19 protein-coding genes are annotated in these 24,455 nt (G+C 54.9%); 17 read left to right on the top strand and 2 right to left on the bottom strand.

What is annotated here, in order from left to right; translation table 11 throughout:
- Positions 1–127 precede the first annotated feature (127 nt).
- The 10 genes from cmk to OVA10_RS17120 all read left to right on the top strand — a co-directional run bounded on the left by cmk (position 128) and on the right by OVA10_RS17120 (position 11,640).
- Entirely contained in the window at positions 128–811 is a 684-nt protein-coding gene (cmk, locus tag OVA10_RS17165; protein ID WP_100776998.1) for a (d)CMP kinase, read from the top strand.
- A 108-nt stretch (positions 812–919) separates the two neighbouring features.
- Positions 920–2,593 (top strand): 30S ribosomal protein S1, encoded by a 1,674-nt coding sequence (rpsA, locus tag OVA10_RS17160; RefSeq protein ID WP_100776997.1) that lies wholly within the window; start codon positions 920–922, stop codon positions 2,591–2,593.
- 238 nt (positions 2,594–2,831) lie between these two features.
- Entirely contained in the window at positions 2,832–3,119 is a 288-nt protein-coding gene (gene ihfB / locus OVA10_RS17155; protein WP_012016828.1) for an integration host factor subunit beta, read from the top strand.
- Between the two features lie 213 nt (positions 3,120–3,332).
- Positions 3,333–5,597: a ComEC family protein gene (locus tag OVA10_RS17150; RefSeq protein ID WP_268196499.1), complete on the top strand. Its 2,265-nt coding sequence runs from the start codon at positions 3,333–3,335 to the stop codon at positions 5,595–5,597.
- A 36-nt stretch (positions 5,598–5,633) separates the two neighbouring features.
- Positions 5,634–7,382, top strand: coding sequence for a lipid A ABC transporter ATP-binding protein/permease MsbA (gene msbA, locus OVA10_RS17145; RefSeq protein WP_100776995.1), 1,749 nt, complete (start codon positions 5,634–5,636; stop codon positions 7,380–7,382).
- Positions 7,379–8,356, top strand: a complete 978-nt coding sequence (lpxK, locus tag OVA10_RS17140) for a tetraacyldisaccharide 4'-kinase (RefSeq protein WP_268196498.1) — start codon at positions 7,379–7,381, stop codon at positions 8,354–8,356. Before msbA ends, lpxK begins: the two co-directional genes overlap by 4 nt.
- Positions 8,357–8,399: 43 nt before the next feature.
- Entirely contained in the window at positions 8,400–9,629 is a 1,230-nt protein-coding gene (locus OVA10_RS17135) for a winged helix-turn-helix domain-containing protein (RefSeq protein ID WP_268196497.1), read from the top strand.
- Positions 9,630–9,674: 45 nt separating this feature from the next.
- Positions 9,675–9,857 (top strand): protein YcaR, encoded by a 183-nt coding sequence (ycaR, locus tag OVA10_RS17130; RefSeq protein ID WP_095281446.1) that lies wholly within the window; start codon positions 9,675–9,677, stop codon positions 9,855–9,857.
- On the top strand, positions 9,854–10,600 hold the full coding sequence (gene kdsB, locus OVA10_RS17125) for a 3-deoxy-manno-octulosonate cytidylyltransferase (RefSeq protein WP_100776992.1): 747 nt from the start codon (positions 9,854–9,856) through the stop codon (positions 10,598–10,600). The genes ycaR and kdsB overlap by 4 nt, the downstream gene beginning before the upstream one ends.
- A gap of 146 nt (positions 10,601–10,746) precedes the next feature.
- Positions 10,747–11,640, top strand: a complete 894-nt coding sequence (locus OVA10_RS17120) for a YcbJ family phosphotransferase (protein WP_100776991.1) — start codon at positions 10,747–10,749, stop codon at positions 11,638–11,640.
- Here the strand turns inward: OVA10_RS17120 and elyC are convergent.
- A complete protein-coding gene (gene elyC, locus OVA10_RS17115; protein ID WP_181827569.1) occupies positions 11,617–12,396 on the bottom strand; it encodes an envelope biogenesis factor ElyC in 780 nt (259 codons plus the stop codon). The genes OVA10_RS17120 and elyC overlap by 24 nt on opposite strands.
- A 124-nt stretch (positions 12,397–12,520) precedes the next feature.
- On the opposite strand from elyC, the gene cmoM reads away from it, so the two are divergent.
- From cmoM to OVA10_RS17080, 7 genes are all read left to right on the top strand, one after another.
- Positions 12,521–13,300: a tRNA uridine 5-oxyacetic acid(34) methyltransferase CmoM gene (gene cmoM, locus OVA10_RS17110; protein WP_102105759.1), complete on the top strand. Its 780-nt coding sequence runs from the start codon at positions 12,521–12,523 to the stop codon at positions 13,298–13,300.
- Between the two features lie 3 nt (positions 13,301–13,303).
- Positions 13,304–14,626, top strand: a complete 1,323-nt coding sequence (gene mukF, locus OVA10_RS17105; RefSeq protein ID WP_100776988.1) for a chromosome partition protein MukF — start codon at positions 13,304–13,306, stop codon at positions 14,624–14,626.
- Entirely contained in the window at positions 14,607–15,311 is a 705-nt protein-coding gene (mukE, locus tag OVA10_RS17100) for a chromosome partition protein MukE (RefSeq protein ID WP_123429151.1), read from the top strand. Before mukF ends, mukE begins: the two co-directional genes overlap by 20 nt.
- Positions 15,311–19,759: a chromosome partition protein MukB gene (mukB, locus tag OVA10_RS17095; protein ID WP_100776986.1), complete on the top strand. Its 4,449-nt coding sequence runs from the start codon at positions 15,311–15,313 to the stop codon at positions 19,757–19,759. The genes mukE and mukB overlap by 1 nt, the downstream gene beginning before the upstream one ends.
- A 181-nt stretch (positions 19,760–19,940) precedes the next feature.
- Positions 19,941–21,764 (top strand): L,D-transpeptidase, encoded by a 1,824-nt coding sequence (gene ldtD, locus OVA10_RS17090; RefSeq protein WP_268196496.1) that lies wholly within the window; start codon positions 19,941–19,943, stop codon positions 21,762–21,764.
- A 175-nt stretch (positions 21,765–21,939) separates the two neighbouring features.
- Positions 21,940–22,491: a YcbK family protein gene (locus OVA10_RS17085; protein WP_181827572.1), complete on the top strand. Its 552-nt coding sequence runs from the start codon at positions 21,940–21,942 to the stop codon at positions 22,489–22,491.
- Between the two features lie 15 nt (positions 22,492–22,506).
- On the top strand, positions 22,507–23,154 hold the full coding sequence (locus OVA10_RS17080; protein ID WP_100776983.1) for an MBL fold metallo-hydrolase: 648 nt from the start codon (positions 22,507–22,509) through the stop codon (positions 23,152–23,154).
- A 57-nt stretch (positions 23,155–23,211) separates the two neighbouring features.
- On the opposite strand, the gene OVA10_RS17075 is transcribed toward OVA10_RS17080, so the two are convergent.
- Positions 23,212–24,402: an amino acid aminotransferase gene (locus OVA10_RS17075; protein WP_100776982.1), complete on the bottom strand. Its 1,191-nt coding sequence runs from the start codon at positions 24,400–24,402 to the stop codon at positions 23,212–23,214.
- Positions 24,403–24,455: the final 53 nt, after the last annotated feature.

Genomic DNA, 24,455 nt, shown 5'->3' with positions numbered 1-24,455 from the left:
ATGCCTATTTCTTCTACACTCACCTTCAAACATTCCGTTATTTGCAAGCAACATTAACGGTTGCGGGCAATGGCGCGTATAATGCGCGGCGTTTATGTAACTGACGCCTTTAATGAAGGAGAGAACGATGACAGCAATTGCCCCGGTAATTACCATTGATGGGCCAAGCGGTGCGGGTAAAGGCACCTTGTGCAAAGCGATGGCGGAAGCATTGCAATGGCATCTTTTAGATTCGGGCGCGATCTATCGCGTACTGGCGTTAGCGGCGTTGCATCATCATGTGGACATGGCTTCTGAAGAGGCGCTGGTGCCTCTGGCTGCGCACCTTGATGTCCGCTTTGTGTCGACCAACGGCAATCTTGAAGTCATCCTTGAAGGGGAAGACGTGAGCGGTGAAATCCGCACCCAGGAAGTGGCAAATGCGGCTTCGCAGGTGGCGGCGTTCCCGCGCGTTCGTGAAGCGCTCTTACGTCGTCAGCGAGCCTTCCGTGAAGCGCCGGGCCTGATTGCGGATGGTCGTGACATGGGAACGGTGGTGTTTCCTGATGCGCCGGTGAAAATTTTCCTTGACGCTTCCTCGGAAGAACGCGCGCAACGTCGTATGCTTCAGTTGCAGGAAAAGGGCTTTAGTGTTAACTTTGATCGCCTTTTATCCGAGATAAAAGAGCGCGATGACCGCGATCGTAATCGTGCTGTAGCGCCACTTGTTCCGGCAGACGATGCCTTAGTGCTCGATTCTACCCGATTAACTATTGAGCAAGTGATTGAAAAAGCGTTACAATACGCGCGCCAGAAATTGGCACTCGCTTAATCGCGACAGATTCGTAGTGCCCCGCTGCAATGGATTGACGGTGGGTATGTGAAACAACCCCATCCGGCATGGAGCCAGGTGGACGTTATATTAACCTGAAGATTAAACATGACTGAATCTTTTGCTCAACTATTTGAAGAATCCTTAAAAACAATCGAAACCCGTCCGGGTTCCATCGTTCGTGGTGTTGTTGTTGCTATCGACAAAGATATCGTACTGGTTGACGCCGGTCTGAAATCTGAGTCTGCCATTCCGGCAGAGCAGTTCAAAAACGCCCAGGGCGAGCTGGAAATCCAGGTTGGTGACGAAGTTGACGTTGCACTGGATGCAGTAGAAGACGGCTTCGGTGAAACTCTGCTGTCCCGTGAGAAAGCTAAACGTCACGAAGCTTGGATCACGCTGGAAAAAGCTTACGAAGAAGCTGAAACTGTAGTCGGTGTTATCAACGGCAAAGTTAAAGGTGGCTTCACTGTTGAGCTGAACGGTATTCGCGCGTTCCTGCCAGGTTCTCTGGTAGACGTTCGTCCGGTTCGCGACACGCTGCACCTGGAAGGCAAAGAGCTTGAGTTCAAAGTAATCAAGCTGGACCAGAAGCGTAACAACGTTGTTGTTTCTCGTCGTGCCGTTATCGAGTCCGAGAACAGCGCAGAGCGCGATCAGCTGCTGGAAAACCTGCAGGAAGGCATGGAAGTTAAAGGTATCGTTAAGAACCTCACTGACTACGGTGCATTCGTTGATCTGGGTGGCGTTGATGGCCTGCTGCACATCACCGACATGGCGTGGAAACGCGTTAAACACCCAAGCGAAATCGTGAACGTTGGCGACGAAATCACTGTTAAAGTGCTGAAGTTCGACCGCGAGCGCACTCGTGTATCCCTGGGCCTGAAACAGCTGGGCGAAGATCCATGGGTCGCTATCGCTAAACGTTACCCAGAAGGTACTAAACTGACTGGTCGCGTTACCAACCTGACCGACTACGGCTGCTTCGTTGAAATCGAAGAAGGCGTTGAAGGCCTGGTGCACGTTTCCGAAATGGACTGGACCAACAAAAACATCCACCCATCCAAAGTTGTTAACGTTGGTGATGTAGTGGAAGTGATGGTTCTGGATATCGACGAAGAACGTCGTCGTATCTCCCTGGGCCTGAAACAGTGCAAAAACAACCCATGGCAGCAGTTCGCGGAAACCCACAACAAGGGCGACCGTGTTGAAGGTAAAATCAAGTCTATCACTGACTTCGGTATCTTCATCGGCCTGGACGGCGGCATCGACGGCCTGGTTCACCTGTCTGACATCTCCTGGAACGTTGCAGGCGAAGAAGCAGTACGTGAATACAAAAAAGGCGACGAAATCGCTGCAGTTGTTCTGCAGGTTGACGCAGAACGTGAGCGTATCTCTCTGGGCGTTAAACAGCTCGCAGAAGATCCGTTCAACAACTGGGTTGCACTGAACAAGAAAGGCGCAATCGTAAACGGTAAAGTGACTGCAGTTGACGCTAAAGGCGCAACCGTAGAACTGGCTGACGGCGTTGAAGGTTACCTGCGCGCTTCTGAAGCTTCACGTGACCGCGTTGAAGATGCAACTCTGGTTCTGAGCGTTGGCGACGACGTTGAAGCTAAATTCACCGGTGTTGACCGTAAGAACCGTGCAATCAGCCTGTCTGTTCGTGCTAAAGACGAAGCTGATGAGAAAGATGCAATCGCAACTGTTAACAAACAGGAAGATGCAGGTTTCTCTAACAACGCAATGGCTGAAGCTTTCAAAGCAGCTAAAGGCGAGTAATTCAAGTTCTCTAAATCGTTTGGGCGGTAACAAGGCAACGAGCCTGAAAGCCCCAGCCACTTACTCACGTAAATGACTGGAGTGTAAAAGGCGAAGTTAACGCAGTGACCGCTCGAAGGATGACGAGCAGACTTGACAGATTGCAGGATTCGTTCTGTAATCAATAACAAAGGGCGGCTACGGCCGCCCTTGTTTAATAAGCTGTTCAGCTAATTGGTTTGAAGGAACCGGAGGAATCATGACCAAGTCAGAATTGATTGAAAGACTTGCCAGCCAACAATCGCACATCCCCGCAAAAGCAGTGGAAGATGCAGTGAAAGAGATGCTAGAGCATATGGCCTCGACTCTTGCACAAGGCGAGCGCATTGAAATCCGCGGTTTCGGTAGTTTCTCTCTGCATTATCGTGCTCCACGAACCGGGCGTAACCCGAAGACTGGCGATAAAGTCGACCTGGAAGGCAAATACGTTCCGCACTTTAAGCCGGGTAAAGAACTGCGCGATCGCGCCAATATTTACGGAAACTGAGTTTTAGCCCTCGGGCGAACTGGGTTTTCAAAAGAAAGCACCTTCGGGTGCTTTTTTCTTATCTATTTTTAAATATCTGAAGCAGCGCTGCAACTCAGCATGGCTGTTTCTGCAACCTGAAAGATTCTCTTCGGCAATGGCTGCAATCGCGTATTTTCCTGCCTGACTCGCCCAACGCCATACAGCAAACTGTCCCTAAACAGGGAGGTATGTGTGGGTATTCCGGTCATCAGTGCATGTTTAATTTCAGCTATCTTGCCATTACTTTGGCTGCCTTCGCTCCCCGGTTTGCCAGTCGTCTGGGTGTGCATTGCAGTTGGCATCTTACTGGCACTGCAACGTCTGGTTTATCTGCGGTATGCGGGGCTATGGCTGGTTTTTTTTGCCTGGGGAGTCTTGGCGGCGCTTGAGTGCGTATGGCCGATGCAAAACCTGACGGCCGGGCCACAGCGGGCAGAAATCGTCATCACAGGTACAGATGGCGCCACCACCCATCAGGCCAGGATTGTCAGCCTTGGCGGCAAGCCCTGGTTCTCGACGACAGGTGTCACACTCTACGGAAATTACTTGCCGCAGGCGGTCTGTGCAGGGCAACGCTGGGCGGTGACGCTGCGTCTTCGCGCGGTGCATGGTGAGCTTAACGAAGGCGGTTTTGATTCGCAGCGTTATGCGCTTGCTTCGCATCAGCCTCTGACCGGTCGCTTCACTCATGCCGAGGCGATTGATACCACGTGCAGCCTGCGCTCCCGCTATCTCACATCTCTTACCTCAACGCTGACACCCTATACCTGGGGTTCTGTCATTCTTGGGTTGGGAATGGGGGAGCGTCTGGCAGTCTCACAAGACGTGAAAAAATTGATGCGTGAGACCGGGACTTTGCACCTGATGGCGATTTCGGGTCTGCACATTGCGCTTGCAGCCTCGATTGTCTGGCTCATCGTTCGTGGACTTCAATTTTTACTCCCATGCCACTGGATTAACTGGCGCACACCATTACTCTCCGGAGTCTACTTCGCGGCGTTTTATGCCTGGCTTACAGGAATGCAGCCGCCAGCGTTACGGACTGTCGTCTCTCTTACCGTGCTGGCATTGCTGCGTCTGAGTGGACGGCAATGGTCACCGTGGCAGGTCTGGTTATGTTGTGTCGCAGCGATCCTGTTTATCGATCCATTGGCCGTACTTTCACAAAGCCTGGCACTCTCCGCCTTCGCCGTTGCAACCCTTATTTTCTGGTATCAGTGGCTGCCCCTGCCAAAATGGCAACTTCCGCGGTGGTTAAAACCTCTGCCAGCACTGTTGCATTTGCAACTTGGGATGCTGTTTTTACTACTGCCGCTACAGGTCAGCATTTTTCATGGCATGAGTCTTTCTTCTGTAATCGCGAATCTCTTTGCCGTGCCGCTGGTTACATTCATATCCGTCCCCTTGATCCTGGCCGGAATGTTGCTGCATCTTTGTGCGTTGAATGTATTGGAAATCAAGGGCTGGTTTCTGGCTGATAAATCGCTGGATCTGCTTTTTGGATTGCTAAAAAAATTACCGGATGGCTGGATTGATATTGATGAGCGCTGGCTCGCCGTCACCTGTCTTCCGTGGATTGCCGTGATGGCATGGCGTTTACGTGCCTGGCGGTCAGCCCCCGCAGTCTGTCTTGCAATCAGCGTATTGCTGACGTTTCCCTTGTGGCGCTCTCAGAAAACCGAGGGCTGGACGGTGCATATGCTGGATATCGGCCAGGGACTGGCCATGGTAGTTGAGCAACAGGGAAGGGCGATTTTGTATGATACCGGCTTAGCCTGGCCGGGGGGCGACAGTGCACAACAGCAAATTATCCCCTGGCTGCGCTGGCACCATCTGACGCCTGAAGGGGTGATTATCAGTCATGAACACATGGACCATATTGGCGGATTACGCTCTCTGCAAAAAGCATGGCCGTCAATATGGATAAGAAGTCCACTCGGCTGGGGCGGACATCAGCCCTGTTTTCGTGGCGAGCAATGGCAGTGGCAGGGCCTGACCTTTACGGCGCACTGGCCGCCGAAAGGGTATCAGGTGCAGGGAAATAACCGCTCGTGCGTAGTGAAAATTGATGACGGTGAGCACAGCGTATTACTCACCGGCGATATTGAGGCGAAAGCCGAGCAGTTGATGTTAAGTCATCGTTGGCAATATCTAACGTCTACACTTATCCAGGTGCCGCATCATGGGAGTAATACCTCGTCATCACTGACGCTCATTCAGCGCGTGGAAGGGAAGGTCGCTTTGGCCTCTGCGGCACGCTATAACGCATGGCATTTTCCATCAGCAAAAGTCGTTCGACGCTACATAAAGGAGGGCTATTCTTGGCTCGATACACCGCAATCTGGGCAAATATCGGTACATTTTTCGCCACATGGCTGGCAAATCCGACGCTTACGAGATCAAATTTTACCTCGTTGGTATCATCAGTGGTTTGGCGCGCCCGTCGATAACGGGTAGAATATGCGGCTATTTCAACAAATGCTGGTTTTTTGAATGCATAACGACAAAGATCTCTCCACGTGGCAGACCTTCCGCCGACTCTGGCCGATGATTGCACCCTTTAAAACAGGTCTGATCGTGGCGGGTGTCGCGTTAATCCTCAACGCAGCAAGTGATACCTTCATGCTATCGCTCCTCAAACCGTTACTGGACGACGGTTTTGGTAAAACGGATCGCTCAGTGTTGCTATGGATGCCTCTGGTGGTTATCGGACTGATGATCTTACGCGGCGTCACCAGCTATATCTCCAGCTACTGTATTTCCTGGGTATCGGGAAAAGTGGTCATGACCATGCGCCGTCGACTGTTCAGCCATATGATGGGCATGCCGGTCTCCTTCTTTGACAAACAGTCCACCGGGACCTTGCTGTCGCGCATCACTTACGATTCTGAGCAGGTTGCGTCGTCATCGTCAAGCGCACTGATTACCGTAGTGCGTGAAGGCGCATCGATCATCGGCCTGTTTATCATGATGTTCTACTACAGCTGGCAGCTGTCGATCATTCTCATCGTGCTGGCGCCAATTGTCTCGATCGCTATCCGCGTCGTCTCCAAGCGTTTCCGCAATATCAGTAAAAATATGCAGAACACCATGGGGCAGGTGACCACCAGCGCAGAGCAGATGCTGAAAGGCCACAAAGAAGTGCTTATTTTTGGCGGTCAGAATGTCGAGACCAAGCGCTTTGATAAGGTCAGCAACAAAATGCGTCTGCAAGGGATGAAAATGGTTTCGGCCTCTTCCATCTCCGATCCGATCATTCAGCTGATTGCCTCTCTGGCGCTGGCATTTGTACTGTATGCCGCGAGCTTCCCTAGCGTCATGGAGACCTTAACCGCTGGTACCATCACCGTGGTCTTCTCGTCGATGATTGCACTGATGCGTCCGCTGAAATCTCTAACGAACGTCAACGCCCAGTTCCAGCGCGGTATGGCCGCCTGCCAGACGCTGTTTAGCATTCTGGATACGGAACAGGAAAAAGACGAAGGCAAACGCGTGATCGACCGCGCCAACGGTGACGTTGAATTCCGCAATGTGACCTTTACTTATCCAGGCCGCGAAACGCCTGCGCTGCGTAATATCAACCTGAACATTCCAGCCGGTAAAACGGTTGCGCTGGTGGGGCGCTCTGGTTCAGGTAAATCGACCATTGCCAGCCTGATGACCCGTTTCTACGACATCGACGAAGGCGAAATCCTCCTCGACGGTCACGATCTGCGGGAATATACCCTGCAGTCGCTGCGTAATCAGGTCGCGCTCGTCTCGCAGAACGTTCATCTGTTCAACGATACGGTCGCCAACAACATTGCTTACGCTCGTACCGAAGAGTACAGCCGCGAAGCCATCGAAAACGCCGCGCGTATGGCCTACGCGATGGACTTCATCAATAAGATGGATAACGGTCTTGATACCGTGATCGGCGAAAACGGCGTGCTCCTCTCCGGTGGCCAGCGCCAGCGTATCGCGATTGCCCGTGCGCTGCTGCGTGACAGCCCGATTCTCATCCTCGACGAAGCCACTTCGGCACTCGATACCGAGTCTGAACGCGCCATTCAGTCGGCGCTGGATGAACTGCAGAAAAACCGCACCTCGCTGGTGATTGCGCACCGTCTGTCGACTATCGAGCAGGCGGATGAAATCGTGGTTGTGGAAGACGGTCTGATCGTTGAACGCGGAAGTCATGCGGATCTCATTGAGCATCGCGGCGTTTACGCTCAGCTTCATAAAATGCAGTTTGGCGCATGATTGCACGCATCTGGTCCGGGGAATCACCTCTCTGGCTACTGCTGTTGCCGCTCTCCTGGCTATACGGCCTGGTGAGCGGCATCATCCGTTTGTGCTATCGCCTGGGGCTGAAAAAAGCCTGGCGAGCACCGGTGCCGGTTGTGGTCGTCGGGAATCTTACCGCCGGAGGCAACGGTAAAACGCCCGTTGTGATCTGGCTAGTGGAACAGCTGGCAAAACGGGGTGTGCGTGTCGGCGTGGTCTCACGAGGTTACGGTGGAAAAGCCGAGCAGTATCCACTGCTCCTGACCTCACAGACCACCACGGCACAGGCCGGAGACGAACCGGTATTGATCTTTCAGCGTACCGGGTCGCCTGTCGCTGTCTCTCCTAATCGCAGCGAAGCCGTTCAGGCATTGCTGGCCGAACATCCGCTGCAAATTATCATCACCGACGACGGCTTACAGCATTACGCCCTGGCGAGAGACAAAGAGATCGTGGTGATTGACGGTGAGCGTCGTTTCGGCAACGGCTGGTGGTTACCTGCCGGGCCAATGCGCGAACGTGCGTCTCGTCTGCGCTCCGTCGATGCCGTTATTGTGAATGGCGGCGAAGCACGGGCTGGCGAAATCCCCATGGCATTAAAGCCCGGACAGGCGGTTAATCTACTGACCGGTGAACAGCGGGACATAACCGCGTTGCCTTGTCTGGTCGCCATGGCCGGTATCGGTCATCCTCCGCGGTTTTTTGCCACCCTGGAAAGCGGCGGGGCAAAGCTTGAAAATCGAATTCCTCTCGCCGACCATCAGGCGCTGACGCTGGAGAGCGTTGAACCTCTGGCGACTTCTCAGCAGAATCTGATCATGACCGAAAAAGACGCCGTTAAATGCCGCGCCTTTGCCAAAGCCAACTGGTGGTATCTGCCCGTTGATGCACAGCTCAGCGGCGAACAGCCAGAACGCCTGCTCCAGGAACTGATAGCGCTGGTGCGCTAAGTCGAATGCGGTTCTGGTAGCGCGATGACTTACAGGAAAACGCATGTCACTACCGCAACTCTCACTTAGCGCCGCCCGACATTTGCATCTTGCCGCGCAAGGTCTACTGAAAAAGCCCCGCCGTCGCGCACAGCCTGCCGATATTCTCTCTGCAATCCAGCGCATGTCCCTGCTGCAAATCGACACCATTAATATTGTTGCCCGCAGTCCCTATCTGGTGCTTTTTAGCCGCCTTGGGAATTATCCGGCTCAGTGGCTGGATGATGCGCTAAGCCGGGGCGATCTGATGGAATACTGGGCGCATGAAGCCTGTTTTCTGCCGCGTACCGATTTCGGGCTGGTGCGGCATCGGATGCTCTTGCCGGAGAACATGGGCTGGAAGTATCGGAAGGAATGGATGCATGAAAATGCCGACGAAATCGACCAGCTGATTGCGCATATTCAGGACAACGGCCCGGTGCGTTCTGCCGATTTCGAACATCCGCGTAAAGGCACGAGCGGCTGGTGGGAGTGGAAACCGCATAAGCGTCATCTTGAGGGGCTGTTTACCTCGGGAAAAGTCATGGTGGTGGAGCGACGTAATTTTCAGCGCGTGTACGATCTCACCCACCGGGTGATGCCGCACTGGGACGACGAACGCGATCTGCTGGACCAAACCGCTGCCGAAGCGATCATGCTGGAAAACAGTGCCCGTGGCCTGGGGATTTTTCGCCCGCAGTGGCTGGCGGATTACTATCGTCTGCGTCAGCCGGCGCTGAAACCGCTGCTTGAACGTTGGCAGGAAAACCAACGCGTCGTGCGCGTCGAGGTGGAAACGCTGGGGGAAATGTGGCTCCATGCGGATCTCCTCCCACTTTTGGCGCAGGCTCAGGCCGATAAGCTGACCGCGACGCACAGCGCCGTATTGTCGCCGTTCGACCCGGTGGTCTGGGATCGTAAACGCGCAGAACAGCTGTTTGATTTTACCTATCGCCTCGAATGTTACACGCCCGCGCCGAAACGCCAGTTCGGCTATTTCGTGTTACCGCTGCTGCATAAGGGGCGGTTGGTCGGGCGGATGGACGCGAAAATGCACCGCAAGACAGGCGTGCTGGAAGTCATTGCGTTGTATCTGGAAGCGGGCGTTAAAGTCAGTGCAACGCTTGAAAAAGGTCTCACGTTGGCGCTCAACGAATTCGCCATCTGGCAGCAGGCCCGACAAATCACTCTGGGGCGACTGCCGGACGGGTTATTTGAGGACTGTCGGAGTGGCTGGGAAATAGACATAGCCTGAAAAAGGAATGTGGTAAGCTTTAACGATTACCTATACGGAGGAACTATGGATCACCGTTTACTTGAAATTATTGCCTGCCCGGTGTGCAACGGCAAACTGTATTACAGCCAGGATAAGCAAGAGCTGATTTGCAAACTGGATAATCTGGCTTTCCCGTTTCGTGACGGCATTCCTGTCCTGCTGGAAACCGAAGCCCGTACGCTGGCGGCAGAAGAGAGCAGACCATGAGTTTTGTTGTCATCATTCCGGCACGATTCGCATCCACTCGTTTACCGGGCAAACCGCTGGTCGATATTAACGGTAAGCCGATGATTGTTCACGTTCTCGAGCGGGCGCGTGAATCGGGTGCCGAGCGCGTGATTGTGGCCACGGATCATGAAGAGGTTGCGCGTGCGGTCGAAGCGGCGGGCGGCGAAGTGTGCATGACGCGCGCGGATCACCAGTCGGGCACCGAAAGGCTGGCCGAAGTCGTCGAAAAATGCGGTTTTAGCGATGACACGGTAATCGTTAATGTGCAGGGCGACGAGCCGATGATCCCGGCGGTGATTATCCGCCAGGTCGCGGAAAATCTCGCGCAGCGCCAGGTCGGAATGGCAACACTGGCCGTGCCGATTCACCACGCGGAAGAAGCGTTTAACCCCAATGCCGTCAAAGTGGTGATGGACGCGGAAGGTTACGCGCTCTACTTCTCTCGTGCGACTATTCCGTGGGATCGCGATCGTTTTGCGCAGTCCAAAGAGGCCATTGGCGATACTTTCCTGCGTCATTTGGGCATTTACGGCTACCGGGCGGGCTTTATTCGCCGCTACGTGACCTGGGCACCAAGCCCGCTGGAGCACATCGAAATGCTCGAGCAGCTGCGCGTGCTGTGGTACGGCGAAAAAATCCATGTGGCTGTTGCACAGGAAGTGCCTGGAACCGGCGTCGATACCCAGGAAGATCTCGAACGCGTACGCGCGGAACTGAAATAAATCTCCCGCATCCCCCCGTTCTGGGGGGATGTTCTACCGCCTCGTTTTTATCGCATTTTTCTACGTTCAAATTGATCTCATAAGGGTGACATCTGTCAGCTACACGCTCATTATGAAAGCAGTAGTTTTGATGGGGGTAATCTCATATGGAACAGTTGCGTGCTGAGCTGAGCCACCTGCTGGGTGAGAAACTCAGTCGGGTGGAGTGCGTGAGTGAGAAAGCGGACACTTCCCTGTGGTCGCTGTACGACAGTAACGGAAATCCCATGCCGTTAATGGCGAGAAGCTTTACCTCCCCCGGCGTCGCCAGGCAGCTGGCCTGGAAAATGTCGATGCTGGCACGTAGCGGGACGGTGCGGATGCCGACGGTGTATGGGGTTATGACCCACGAAGAACATCCCGGCCCGGATGTGCTGCTGATTGAGCGCCTGCGCGGTGTCCCGGTCGAAGCGCCCGCAAGAACACCGGATCGTTGGGAGCAGCTTAAAGATCAAATCGTCGAAGGGCTACTGTCCTGGCACCGACAGGACAGCCGTGGGCTGGTCGGGCCGGTAGACAGCACTCAGGAAAACCTTTGGCCACTGTGGTATCGCCAGCGGGTCGAAGTGCTCTGGGGCACCCTCAACCAGTTCAACAATACCGGCCTGAGCATGCAGGATAAGCGTATTTTATTCCGCACCCGCGAATGTTTGCCGACGATGTTTGAGGGCTTTAACGATAACTGCGTGCTGGTTCACGGCAACTTTACCCTTCGCAGCATGCTGAAAGACGCCCGAAGCGATCAGCTTCTGGCGATGGTAGGGCCGGGGATTATGCTGTGGGCGCCGCGCGAATATGAACTGTTCCGCTTAGGCGAAAGCGCGCTGGCAGAGAGCTTAATGTGGCACTATCTGCAGCGAGCGCCAGTCTCGGAATCTTTCCTCTGGCGCCGCTGGCTGTATCTGTTGTGGGATGAAGTCGCGCAGCTCGTTAATACCGGGCGTTTTAACCGCGCGAACTTCGATATGGCTACAAAATCACTCTTGCCCTGGCTCGCCTGACGAGCCTTTGAGCCATTGCCAGAGTCGCCCGAGGGATTCATACCCGACGCGATCGCTGTGCATCAGCCAGACCGGCGACGGGATCACGCGCTCCCAGGGATTAAGCGGCGCGTCGATCGCCAGCTGATTCGCCGGCGCGGGCAGGGGATGCAATCCGGCATGTTCAAAGAAAATCATCGCTCGCGGCAGATGCGAGGCGGACGTCACCAGCAGGAAAGGCGCATTGCCGATAGCCTGTTTCACGGCCGCGGCCTCTTCTTCCGTATCTTTCGGGCTGTCGAGGGTAATAATCGCCGAGCGCGGCACGCCGAGCGATTCTGCCACCCGCGCACCAGCCTCTGCGGTGCTGACTGGATTCGTTTTAGCGGCGGCACCCGTAAAGATCATTTTCGATCCCGGATTGCTCAGCCACAGGCGGATCCCTTCGTTGAGGCGCGGCAAACTGTTGTTAATCAGGTTGGAACTGGGCGCCCATTTATCGTCCCAGGTATAACCGCCGCCCAACACCACGATGTACTCCACTTTCTGATTTCCCTGCCACGTCGGGTACGTGTTTTCGATGGGGCGCAACAACCTGTCCGCAACCGGTTGCAGGCTTAACAGCAGTAGCGCCAGCCAGCCGGTGGTGATCACGATTTTGCCACTTCGCTGAAAACGGGTGAACCACACCAGCAGCAGCCCGAGCGCAATGAACATCAGCAGGAGAGGGAGGGGAAGCATCATCCCTCCAATGTATTTCTTTAGGGTAAAAAGCATCCTTTTTGGTTCCTTTTTTAACCATACAGCAGGTGATTACACGCGATATTACACCAGAGAGGTTCATTCTCCGCGCGGGTGTGACAAAATAGCGGTTTTGCTGCTAGCGGATGGAACTCTCCCAATGCGGGATCGCAATTTTGATGACATCGCGGAAAAGTTTTCGCGGAACATTTACGGCACCACCAAGGGGCAGTTACGTCAGACGATCCTCTGGCAGGATCTGGATAACGTGCTGGCCACCTTTGGTGACCGAAAGTTGCGGGTACTGGATGCGGGCGGCGGTGAAGGTCAGACGGCCATTTTAATGGCGCAGCGCGGCCATCACGTCACGCTTTGCGATCTTTCTGCTGAAATGGTGGCGCGTGCGAAACGTGCGGCAGAAGAGAAAGGTGTGAGCGACAACATGCATTTTATACATTGCGCCGCTCAGGACATTGCGCAGCATTTGGAAACTCAGGTTGATCTGATATTGTTTCATGCTGTGCTGGAATGGGTCGCCGAACCTCAGGAAATGTTAAAAACTCTGTGGTCTGTGCTTACGCCCGGCGGCGCGTTGTCGCTGATGTTCTACAATGCTAACGGCCTGCTGATGCGTAACGTGCTGGTGGGCAATTTCGGCTATGTGCAACAGGGCATGTATAAAAAGAAACGGCGCACGCTTTCGCCGGATTTTCCACGCGATCCGCAGCAGGTCTATGGCTGGCTGGAAGAGATGGGGTGGGAGATCACCGGGAAAACGGGCGTCAGGGTTTTTCATGATTATCTGCGCGATAAACAAAAACAGCATGACTGTCTTGACGCTTTAACAGAAATAGAAACGCGGTATTGCCGTCAGGAACCCTTTATCAGTCTTGGGCGATATATTCACGTCATCGCGCGCAAGCCGCAGAAGCAAGGATAATTTATGAGTGAATTTTCCCAGACAGTCCCCGAACTGGTTGCCTGGGCCAGGAAAAACGATTTCTCCATCTCGCTGCCGGTAGACAGGCTCTCTTTCCTGCTGGCGGTCGCTACGCTTAACGGCGAACGCCTGGATGGAGAAATGAGCGAGGGTGAACTGGTGGACGCGTTCCGCCATGTCAGTGATGCGTTTGAGCAAACCAGCGAAACCATTAGCGTGCGTGCCAACAACGCGATCAACGAGATGGTGCGTCAACGTCTGCTGAACCGCTTTACAAGCGAGCAGGCGGAAGGAAACGCTATCTACCGTCTGACACCGCTGGGCATCGGCATTACGGACTATTACATCCGTCAGCGCGAATTCTCCACGCTGCGCCTCTCCATGCAGCTGTCGATTGTGGCGGGCGAGCTTAAACGGGCGGCGGATGCTGCGGACGAAAATGGGGATGAATTCCACTGGCATCGAAATGTCTACGCGCCGCTGAAATACTCGGTGGCCGAAATTTTCGACAGTATCGATCTCACCCAGCGTCTGATGGACGAGCAGCAGCAGCAGGTGAAAGACGATATCGCACAGCTGCTGAATAAAGACTGGCGTGCGGCTATCTCAAGCTGTGAACTGCTGTTGTCTGAAACGTCCGGGACCCTGCGTGAACTGCAGGACACGCTTGAAGCTGCAGGGGATAAACTCCAGGCGAATCTGCTGCGCATCCAGGATGCGACGCTGGCGCATGACGATCTGCATTTTGTCGATCGCCTGGTATTCGATCTGCAAAGCAAACTCGACCGTATTATCAGCTGGGGCCAGCAGTCGATCGATCTCTGGATCGGCTATGACCGCCACGTGCATAAATTCATCCGTACCGCCATCGACATGGACAAGAACCGCGTGTTCGCCCAGCGTCTGCGTCAGTCGGTACAAAGCTATTTCGATGCGCCATGGGCGCTGACCTACGCCAACGCCGATCGTCTGCTGGATATGCGCGACGAAGAGATGGCACTGCGCGACGAAGAGGTCACCGGCGAACTGCCGCCGGATCTGGAGTTTGAAGAATTCAACGAAATTCGTGAGCAACTTGCCGCGATGATCGAAGAACAGCTGGCCGTCTACAAAACCAGACAAGTGCCGCTGGATCTCGGCCTCGTGGTGCGCGACTATCTGGTGCAATACCCGCGTGCGCGCCATTTTGATATCGCCCGCATCGTCGTCGACCAGGCCGTTCGCCTGGGCGTCGCGCAAGCAGATTTCACCGGACTGCCGCCGAAGTGGCAGCCGATTAACGATTACGGAGCCAAGGTACAGGCGCATGTCATTGACAAATATTGAACAAGTGATGCCAGTTAAACTGGCCCAGGCGCTGGCAAATCCGTTATTTCCGGCGCTGGACAGCCAGCTGCGTGCCGGTCGTCACATTGGTCTTGACGAGCTGGATAATCACGCTTTTCTGATGGACTTCCAGGAGTATCTGGAAGAGTTTTATACCCGTTACAACGTCGAGTTGATCCGCGCGCCAGAAGGCTTTTTCTACCTGCGCCCGCGCTCCACGACGCTGATCCCACGCTCTGTGCTGTCTGAGCTGGACATGATGGTGGGCAAAATTCTTTGCTATCTCTACCTCAGCCCGGAACGTCTGGCCAACGAAGGCATCTTCACTCAGCAAGAGCTGTATGACGAGCTGATGAGCCTCGCAGACGAAGGCAAACTGCTTAAGCTTGTGAACAACCGCTCCACCGGGTCGGATCTTGACCGCCAGAAGTTACAGGAAAAAGTGCGCTCTTCCCTGAACCGCCTGCGCCGTCTGGGGATGGTCTGGTTTATGGGCCACGACAGCAGCAAATTCCGCATTACTGAATCCGTGTTCCGCTTTGGCGCTGATGTGCGCACTGGCGACGACCCGCGTGAAGCGCAGCTGCGCATGATCCGCGACGGTGAAGCCATGCCAATCGAAAATAATTTGCAGCTCAATGATGAGAATGAAGAGAGTCAGCCGGATAGCGGGGAGGAAGAGTAATGATTGAACGCGGTAAATTTCGTTCGCTAACGCTGGTTAACTGGAACGGTTTCTTCGCCCGAACCTTCGATCTGGATGAGCTGGTCACCACGCTCTCCGGCGGTAACGGGGCGGGTAAATCCACCACCATGGCGGCGTTCGTCACGGCGCTGATCCCTGATTTGACGCTGCTACACTTCCGTAACACCACCGAAGCGGGCGCGACGAGCGGGTCTCGTGATAAAGGTCTGCACGGTAAGCTGAAGGCGGGCGTCTGTTATTCGGTGCTGGATGTGATCAACTCCCGACACCAGCGTGTGGTGGTCGGTGTGCGCCTGCAACAAATTGCGGGCCGCGACCGTAAAGTCGATATCAAACCTTTCGCCATCCAGGGGCTGCCAACGTCGGTTCAACCGACGTCACTGCTGACGGAAACCCTTAACGATCGTCAGGCGCGCGTGCTGCCGCTGAATGAACTGAAAGAAAAGCTCGAAGCGATTGAAGGCGTCCAGTTTAAACAGTTCAACTCGATCACTGATTATCACTCGCTGATGTTCGATCTGGGCGTTGTCGCGCGTCGTCTGCGCACCGCGTCGGACCGCAGCAAATACTATCGCCTGATTGAAGCCTCCCTGTACGGCGGGATTTCCAGCGCCATCACCCGCTCCCTGCGCGACTACCTGTTGCCGGAAAACAGCGGCGTGCGCAAAGCCTTCCAGGATATGGAAGCGGCGCTGCGTGAAAACCGCATGACGCTGGAAGCGATTCGCGTCACCCAGTCTGACCGCGATCTGTTTAAACATCTGATCAGCGAAGCGACCAACTACGTGGCGGCGGACTACATGCGTCACGCCAACGAGCGTCGCATTCATCTGGATAAAGCGCTGGAGTACCGTCGCGAGCTGTTTACCTCCCGTAAGCAGCTGGTGGCCGAGCAGTACAAACACGTTGAGATGGCCCGCGAGCTGGGCGAACACAACGGTGCCGAAGGCGATCTGGAAGCCGATTATCAGGCGGCCAGCGATCATCTGAATCTGGTGCAAACTGCCCTGCGTCAGCAGGAGAAAATCGAGCGCTACGAAGCCGATCTCGATGAGCTGCAGATCCGTCTCGAAGAGCAAAACGAAGTGGTGGCAGAAGCCGCCGATATGCAGGAAGAGAAAGAGGCGCGCGCCGAGGCCGCCGAGCTGGAAGTGGATGAGCTGAAAAACCAGCTGGCCGACTACCAGCAGGCTCTCGATGTTCAGCAAACCCGTGCCATCCAGTACACCCAGGCATTACAGGCGCTGCAACGTGCGAAAGAGCTGTGCCACCTCCCGGATTTAACGCCGGATAGTGCCGACGAGTGGCTGGAGACCTTCCAGGCAAAAGAACAGGAAGCGACGGAGAAATTGCTCTCCCTCGATCAGAAAATGAGCGTGGCGCAGGCCGCGCACAGTCAGTTCGAACAGGCATATCAGCTGGTTGCGGCGATCAACGGCCCGCTGGCGCGCAGTGATGCCTGGGAAGTGGCGCGCGACTTGCTGCGCGATGGCGTCAATCAGCGCCATCTGGCGGAGCAGGTTCAGCCGCTGCGTATGCGTCTGAACGAGCTTGAACAGCGTCTGCGTGAACAGCAAGAGGCGGAACGCCTGCTGGCCGAATTCTGCAAGCGCCAGGGTAAGCATGTCGATATCGACGATCTGGAAACGCTGCATCAGGAGCTGGAAGCGCGTATCGCGTCTCTGTCTGATAGCGTCTCCAGCGCCAGCGAGCAGCGCATGGTTCTGCGCCAGGAGCTGGAACAGCTACAGTCGCGCACCCAGACGCTGCTGCGACGTGCGCCAGTCTGGCTGGCTGCGCAAAGCAGCCTGAACCAGCTGAGCGAGCAGTGTGGCGAAGAGTTCGAGTCTAGCTCAGAAGTAACCGAATACCTGCAACAGCTGCTTGAGCGCGAGCGCGAAGCCATTGTTGAGCGTGACGAAATCGGCGCGCGTAAAAATGCCGTCGATGAAGAGATTGAACGTTTAAGTCAGCCAGGCGGCGCGGAAGATTCGCGTCTTAATGCGCTGGCGGAACGTTTTGGTGGCGTGCTGCTGTCCGAAATTTACGACGACGTCAGCCTTGAAGATGCGCCGTATTACTCTGCGCTGTATGGCCCGTCCCGTCATGCGATCGTCGTGCCGGATTTATCGCTGATTGCCGATCAGCTGGAAGGGCTGGAAGAGTGTCCGGAAGATCTCTATTTGATCGAAGGGGATCCGCAGTCCTTCGATGATAGCGTGTTCAGCGTCGATGAGTTGGAAAAAGCGGTGGTCGTGAAAGTTGCCGATCGCCAGTGGCGTTATTCTCGCTTCCCGACGCTGCCGATCTTTGGCCGCGCCGCGCGTGAAAACCGCATCGAAAACCTGCATGCCGAACGTGAAACCCTGTCTGAACGCTTTGCGACCCTGTCGTTTGACGTGCAGAAAACCCAGCGTTTGCACCAGGCCTTCAGCCGCTTTATCGGCAGCCACGTTGCGGTTGCCTTTGAGCCGGATCCGGAAGCTGAGATCCGTAAACTCAATACCCGTCGCGGCGAACTTGAGCGCGCCCTGAGCAATCATGAAAATGATAATCAGCAGAGCCGCGTACAGTTTGAACAGGCGAAAGAGGGCGTTGCCGCCCTGAACCGTATCCTGCCGCGTCTGAATCTGCTGGGTGACGAAACCCTCGCCGATCGCGTGGATGAAATTCAGGAACGCCTGGATGAAGCTCAGGAAGCCGCGCGCTTCGTCCAGCAGCACGGCAATCAGCTCGCGAAACTGGAGCCTGTGCTGTCGGTTCTGCAAAGCGATCCGGAACAGTATGAACAGCTGAAAGAAGATTATGCGTACTCCCAGCAGGTGCAGCGTGATGCGCGCCAGCAGGCGTTCGCACTGACCGAAGTGGTGCAGCGTCGCGCGCACTTTGGTTATAGCGACTCGGCAGAAATGCTGAGTGGCAACAGTGATTTGAACGAAAAACTGCGCCAGCGTCTGGAGCAGGCAGAAGCAGAACGTAGCCGCAGCCGCGATGCGCTGCGCAGCCATGCCGCACAGCTGAGTCAGTACAATCAGGTGCTGGCATCGCTGAAAAGCTCCTTCGACACCAAGAAAGAGCTGCTCACCGATCTGCATAAAGAGTTGCAGGATATCGGCGTTCGCGCGGACAGCGGGGCGGAAGAGCGCGCGCGCATTCGCCGCGATGAGTTGCACAGCCAGCTGAGCAATAACCGTTCACGCCGTCACCAGCTGGAAAAAGCCCTGACACTGTGCGAAGCGGAGATGGATAACCTGACCCGTCGCCTGCGTAAGCTGGAACGCGATTACCACGAGATGCGCGAGCAGGTCGTGACCGCCAAGGCGGGCTGGTGTGCGGTGATGCGCATGGTGAAAGACAATGGCGTCGAGCGTCGTCTGCACCGTCGCGAGCTGGCCTATCTCTCTGGCGATGAGCTGCGTTCGATGTCGGATAAAGCGTTGGGTGCTCTACGTCTTGCGGTGGCGGACAACGAACATCTGCGCGATGTGCTGCGTATGTCTGAAGATCCAAAACGTCCTGAGCGCAAAATTCAGTTCTTCGTGGCGGTTTATCAGCACCTGCGTGAACGTATTCGCCAGGACATCATTCGCACGGACGATCCGGTCGAAGCGATCGAACAGATGGAGATCGAACTGGGTCGCCTGACAGAAGAGCTGACCTCCCGCGAACAGAAGCTGGCCATCAGCTCTCGCAGCGTGGCGAACATTATTCGCAAAACGATTCAGCGCGAGCAGAACCGTATCCGGATGCTCAACCAGGGTCTGCAGAGTGTGTCGTTCGGCCAGGTGAACAGCGTTCGTCTGAACGTTAACGTCCGTGAAGCGCACGCCACGCTGCTGGATGTGCTCTCTGAGCAGCACGAGCAGCATCAGGATCTGTTTAACAGCAACCGTCTCAGCTTCTCCGAAGCGCTGGCGAAACTGTATCAGCGCCTGAATCCGCAGATTGATATGGGCCAGCGTACGCCGCAAACCATTGGTGAAGAGCTGCTGGATTACCGTAACTATCTGGAAATGGAAGTTGAGGTTAACCGTGGTTCTGACGGCTGGCTGCGTGCAGAATCCGGCGCACTTTCTACCGGCGAAGCGATCGGTACCGGGATGTCGATTCTGGTGATGGTCGTGCAGAGCTGGGAAGATGAAGCGCGCCGCCTGCGTGGCAAAGATATCTCGCCGTGTCGCCTGCTGTTCCTCGATGAGGCCGCGCGTCTGGATGCCCGTTCAATCGCAACGCTGTTTGAGCTGTGCGACCGTCTGGATATGCAGCTGATTATTGCGGCACCTGAGAACATCAGTCCGGAAAAAGGCACGACGTACAAACTGGTGCGTAAAGTGTTTAATAATACCGAACATGTTCACGTCGTGGGGCTGCGCGGTTTTGCGCCGCAGCCGCCGGAGTCGTTACCGGGTACGGCTGACGCGTCTTAACGCGTTTTGATAAAAAGGGCGGCACACAGGTGCTGCCCTTTTTATTTGCTTAACTTGCGCTCAGGGCTGCGTTATCTTTAAACTTCTTTACATAAGGCAAGGCAGTAGCGTCTATGCCTTTCTATACTGAAGAAAAGCCCCGGTGTTGTGGGCAGGTCGTAAAGCAAACAGGGGGCAAGGGATGTTGCTAAAGAAAATTCATGGTCGTCAGCTATCCGCACTCAGTGTGTGCCTGACGTTAATATTCGCTCCACTGTTTAATGCCCAGGCTGATGAGCCTGAAGTGGTTCCTGTCGACAGTTCGGCGACGATGGGCGCACAGCCCACTTCGCTGCTGCAACCACTGGAACAATCTTCCGCGACCGCCATTATGGCAGGTATCAAAACGCTGCCTGCGGATGTGGATACGCAAGCCGTGCGCCAGCAGCTGCAATCCGGACTGCCGTCCGGCTACACGCCCGCCTATCTTAATCAGTTGACCTTACTGTATGCCGCGCGCGAGATGAAACCGATGTGGGACGATCGCGATGCGGTGCGCGCTTTCCAGCAGCAGCTGGCGGAAGTGGCTATCGCCGGTTTCCAGCCGCAGTTTACCGCGTGGGTTGAGCTTTTGACTGACCCGACGGTGACGGGGATGGCGCGCGACGTAGTTCTTTCCGATGCCATGATGGGCTATCTGCAGTTTGTGGCGGGTATTCCGGTCAATGGCAATCGCTGGCTGTACAGCGAAAAACCTTACAAGCTGGCGACACCCGCACTCTCTGTGATCAACCAGTGGCAAGTGTCGCTGGATAAGGGCACGCTTGTACGCTTTATCGCCAGTCTGGCACCGGCCCATCCGCAATATGCCACCATGCATCAGTCGTTGCTGCAACTGGTGGCGGATACGCGCCCGTGGCCGCAGCTGCGTGGCACCTCTACGCTGCGTCCAGGACAGTGGAGCAGTGATGTTCCTGCGCTGCGCGAAATTCTTCGCCGCTCTGGTGAGGCCGATGCAGGGCCGAAAATTGCGCTGCCGGGGGATGATCCGCAAAGCGTGGTGGTCAGCCCATCAGCGCCTGTACAGAAGAAAAAATCTGCCGTTCCGGTCGATAAACCTGCTGCCTATGACCGTGAACTGGTTGCTGCAGTAAAAGCGTTCCAGACGGCTCAGGGCCTGGGGGCTGACGGGGTCATTGGACAGTCAACGCGCGACTGGCTGAACGTATCACCGGCGCAGCGCGCAGGCGTGCTGGCCCTGAATATTCAGCGTTTACGCCTGCTTCCAGGAACCCTTTCTACCGGAATTATGGTGAACATACCGGCCTATTCGCTGGTTTATTACCAGAATGGCAGCGAAGTGCTGGCCTCCAGAGTCATTGTCGGACGACCGGATCGTAAAACGCCGATGATGAGCAGCGCGCTGAACAACGTGGTGGTGAATCCGCCGTGGAACGTCCCGCCGACGCTTGCGCGCAAAGATATTCTGCCGAAGTTGTGGAATGACCCGGGTTATCTCGAACGCCACGGTTATACGGTGATGCGCGGCTGGAACAGCAATCAGGCGATTGACCCGTATCAGGTCGACTGGTCGACGATTACGGCGACAAATCTGCCATTCCGTTTCCAGCAGGCTCCGGGTGAGCGTAACTCGCTTGGCCGCTATAAATTTAATATGCCAAGTTCCGATGCAATCTATCTGCACGACACGCCCAACCACAACCTGTTCCAGAAAGATACGCGCGCGCTCAGTTCCGGCTGTGTTCGCGTAAATAAGGCCTCCGAACTGGCGAATATGCTGTTGGGTGACGCAGGCTGGAACAACACGCGGATATCCGATGCGCTGAAAGAAGGGAATACGCGCTACGTGAATATTCGACAAAATATTCCGGTCAATCTTTACTATCTGACCGCGTTTGTTGGTGCTGATGGACGTACCCAATATCGTACAGATATTTACAATTACGATCTCACCGCGCGATCTGGCGCACAAATTTTGCCAAAAGCCGAACAATTAATCAGGTAAATGAAGTAGTTCGGGAAAAATGATTGTCGTAAGTTATGGTAGAGAAGAGGCTATATCGCTGTAAGCCCCGTATCTACTGGGGTTGGGTGCCTTGACGTTGGCTGTTCTGGCGGTTATGGTGCCCTTCGTGCGCTAAGCATATTTACGATAACATTGACCTGTAGACCTGATTATCATGGACAAATTTGACGCTAATCGCCGCAAGCTGCTGGCGTTAGGTGGTGTTGCGCTGGGCGCAGCGGCCATCTTACCGACGCCAGCATTTGCCACCCTCTCGACACCACGTCCGCGTATTTTAACGCTCAACAATCTTCACACTGGTGAGACGTTAAAAGCGGAGTTTTTCGATGGCAGAGGCTATATTCAGGATGAATTAGCAAGACTCAACCATTTTTTCCGTGATTACCGCGCGAATAAAATAAAAGCCATCGACCCAGGATTATTTGATCAGCTTTTCCGCCTCCAGGGCCTGCTCGGAACCCGCAAGCCGGTGCAACTCGTTTCCGGTTATCGCTCTATTGATACCAATAACGAACTGCGCGCCCATAGCCGTGGGGTAGCCAAAAAAAGCTATCACACTAAAGGACAGGCGATGGACTTTCATATCGAAGGCGTTTCATTAGCCAATATTCGCAAAGCTGCGTTATCTATGCGCGCAGGTGGTGTAGGATATTATCCACGTAGCAACTTTGTGCATATTGATACCGGGCCAACACGGCACTGGTAATAATGAAGGAGCAGTATGAACTATCGTATTATTCCGGTGACTGCGTTCGCCCAGAACTGTTCATTAATCTGGTGTGAACAAACCAAACTGGCCGCGCTTGTCGATCCCGGCGGAGATGCTGAGAAGATCAAGCAGGAAGTCGACGCGTCCGGTGTGACGCTGATGCAGATTTTGCTGACCCATGGTCACCTCGACCATGTGGGGGCTGCGGCAGAGCTGGCACAACATTACGGTGTGCCAGTCATTGGACCGGAAAAAGAAGATGAGTTCTGGCTGCAGGGCTTGCCTGCCCAAAGCCGTATGTTTGGTCTTGATGAGTGTCAGCCTCTGACGCCCGATCGCTGGCTGAATGAAGGCGAGAGCGTTAACGTCGGAAACGTGACGCTACAGGTGTTGCATTGCCCGGGCCATACCCCGGGGCACATCGTCTTCTTTGACGATCAATCGCGTTTGCTCGTCTCGGGTGACGTGATTTTCAAAGGCGGCGTAGGACGCAGCGACTTCCCGCGCGGCGACCACGGTCAGTTGATCCAGTCGATTAAACAGAAGTTATTACCGTTAGGTGATGATGTGACGTTTATTCCAGGCCATGGCCCACTGTCGACGCTAGGATATGAGCGGGTGCACAACCCGTTCCTGCAGGATGAAATGCCTGTCTGGTAAACTCCATTAAAAAAGCCTGCTATCAGCAGGCTTTTTTGTGCGTACTGCGTACTAATTTTACAGTACAGCGACAATCGCTTCGCACAGCGGTGCCATGTTGTCTGGCGTCATTCCCGCGACGTTCACACGTCCAGAAGCGACAGCATACACACCAAACTCTTCGCGCAGACGCAGAACCTGTTCTTTGGTCAGGCCGCTAAACGAGAACATCCCGTTCTGTTTGATGATGAAGCTGAAGTCACGATCCGCCCCTTTTTCTGCCAGCGTGTTCACAAACAGCAGACGCATGCGCTGGATGCGTTGACGCATGTCGTTCAGCTCTTGTTCCCAGATGGCGCGCAGGGCGTCATTGCTGAGGATGGTCGCTACGACAGACGCACCGTGTGCCGGTGGGTTGGAGTAGTTAGCACGAATCACCGATTTCATCTGGCTGAACGCACGATCAACGGTTTGCTCATCGGCCGCCACCAGCGTACAGGCGCCAACACGCTCATTGTACAGACCAAAGTTCTTGGAATAGGAGCTGGCGACGATAAGTTCCTGATGAACAGCAGCAAAGGCGCGCAGGCCCTCTGCATCTTCTTCCAGACCGCGAGCAAAGCCCTGGTAGGCGAAGTCGAAGAGCGGCAACCAGCCTTTTTCTACAGACAGTTTTGCCAGCTGTTCCCACTGTTCCAGCGTCGGATCGATACCGGTTGGGTTGTGGCAGCAGCCATGGAACAGCACCACGTCACCCGCCTGTGCTTCGTTCAGGCTGGAGAGCAGGCCGTCAAAGTCGAGCGTATGGTTTGCCGCGTCATAATAAGCATATTCACGCACTTCCAGCCCCGCAGAGTTAAACACGCTCTTGTGGTTCGGCCAGCTTGGGTTGCTCACCCAAACGCGCTTCACAGCGGTGTTTTTCGCGAGGAAATCCGCCGCGACGCGTAATGCGCCGGTACCGCCTGGGGTCTGGGCTGTGCGGGCACGCTTATCACTAACGATCGTGCTGCCTTTTCCAAACAGCAGCTCCTGAGTGCAGCGACCAAATTCCGGGATACCGTCGATACCGAGGTAGTTTTTGGTGTTTTCGTTTTCCAGCAGATACTGCTCAGCTTTTTTAACGCTGGTCAGGACCGGAGTCTTGCCGGTTTCATCTTTATAGACACCAATACCCAGGTTGATTTTTCCAGGGCGGTCATCGGCACGAAACAGATCGGCCAGGCCCAGAATAGGGTCGGCAGGGGCGGCGGTAATGTTCTCAAACATGACGAGGTTCCATTGTGATTACAGAAGTGAAATCCGCTATCAGGTTAACGGTA

Source organism: Lelliottia sp. SL45, from assembly GCF_026672535.1.
GTDB classification, from domain to species: domain Bacteria; phylum Pseudomonadota; class Gammaproteobacteria; order Enterobacterales; family Enterobacteriaceae; genus Enterobacter; species Enterobacter nimipressuralis.
This window is presented reverse-complemented; position numbering and strand designations above follow the sequence as displayed.

Bases quoted from the DNA above. Each gene is read 5' to 3' on its own strand.
- rpsA (WP_100776997.1), top strand. From the start codon at position 920: ATGACTGAATCTTTTGCTCAACTATTTGAAGAATCCTTAAAAACAATC.
- elyC (WP_181827569.1), bottom strand. From the start codon at position 12,396: ATGCTTTTTACCCTAAAGAAATACATTGGAGGGATGATGCTTCCCCTC.
- cmk (WP_100776998.1), top strand. From the start codon at position 128: ATGACAGCAATTGCCCCGGTAATTACCATTGATGGGCCAAGCGGTGCG.
- ycaR (WP_095281446.1), top strand. From the start codon at position 9,675: ATGGATCACCGTTTACTTGAAATTATTGCCTGCCCGGTGTGCAACGGC.
- OVA10_RS17120 (WP_100776991.1), top strand. From the start codon at position 10,747: ATGGAACAGTTGCGTGCTGAGCTGAGCCACCTGCTGGGTGAGAAACTC.
- mukB (WP_100776986.1), top strand. From the start codon at position 15,311: ATGATTGAACGCGGTAAATTTCGTTCGCTAACGCTGGTTAACTGGAAC.
- cmoM (WP_102105759.1), top strand. From the start codon at position 12,521: ATGCGGGATCGCAATTTTGATGACATCGCGGAAAAGTTTTCGCGGAAC.
- mukF (WP_100776988.1), top strand. From the start codon at position 13,304: ATGAGTGAATTTTCCCAGACAGTCCCCGAACTGGTTGCCTGGGCCAGG.
- lpxK (WP_268196498.1), top strand. From the start codon at position 7,379: ATGATTGCACGCATCTGGTCCGGGGAATCACCTCTCTGGCTACTGCTG.
- msbA (WP_100776995.1), top strand. From the start codon at position 5,634: ATGCATAACGACAAAGATCTCTCCACGTGGCAGACCTTCCGCCGACTC.
- kdsB (WP_100776992.1), top strand. From the start codon at position 9,854: ATGAGTTTTGTTGTCATCATTCCGGCACGATTCGCATCCACTCGTTTA.
- OVA10_RS17080 (WP_100776983.1), top strand. From the start codon at position 22,507: ATGAACTATCGTATTATTCCGGTGACTGCGTTCGCCCAGAACTGTTCA.
- OVA10_RS17085 (WP_181827572.1), top strand. From the start codon at position 21,940: ATGGACAAATTTGACGCTAATCGCCGCAAGCTGCTGGCGTTAGGTGGT.
- mukE (WP_123429151.1), top strand. From the start codon at position 14,607: ATGTCATTGACAAATATTGAACAAGTGATGCCAGTTAAACTGGCCCAG.
- ihfB (WP_012016828.1), top strand. From the start codon at position 2,832: ATGACCAAGTCAGAATTGATTGAAAGACTTGCCAGCCAACAATCGCAC.
- ldtD (WP_268196496.1), top strand. From the start codon at position 19,941: ATGTTGCTAAAGAAAATTCATGGTCGTCAGCTATCCGCACTCAGTGTG.
- OVA10_RS17075 (WP_100776982.1), bottom strand. From the start codon at position 24,402: ATGTTTGAGAACATTACCGCCGCCCCTGCCGACCCTATTCTGGGCCTG.
- OVA10_RS17135 (WP_268196497.1), top strand. From the start codon at position 8,400: ATGTCACTACCGCAACTCTCACTTAGCGCCGCCCGACATTTGCATCTT.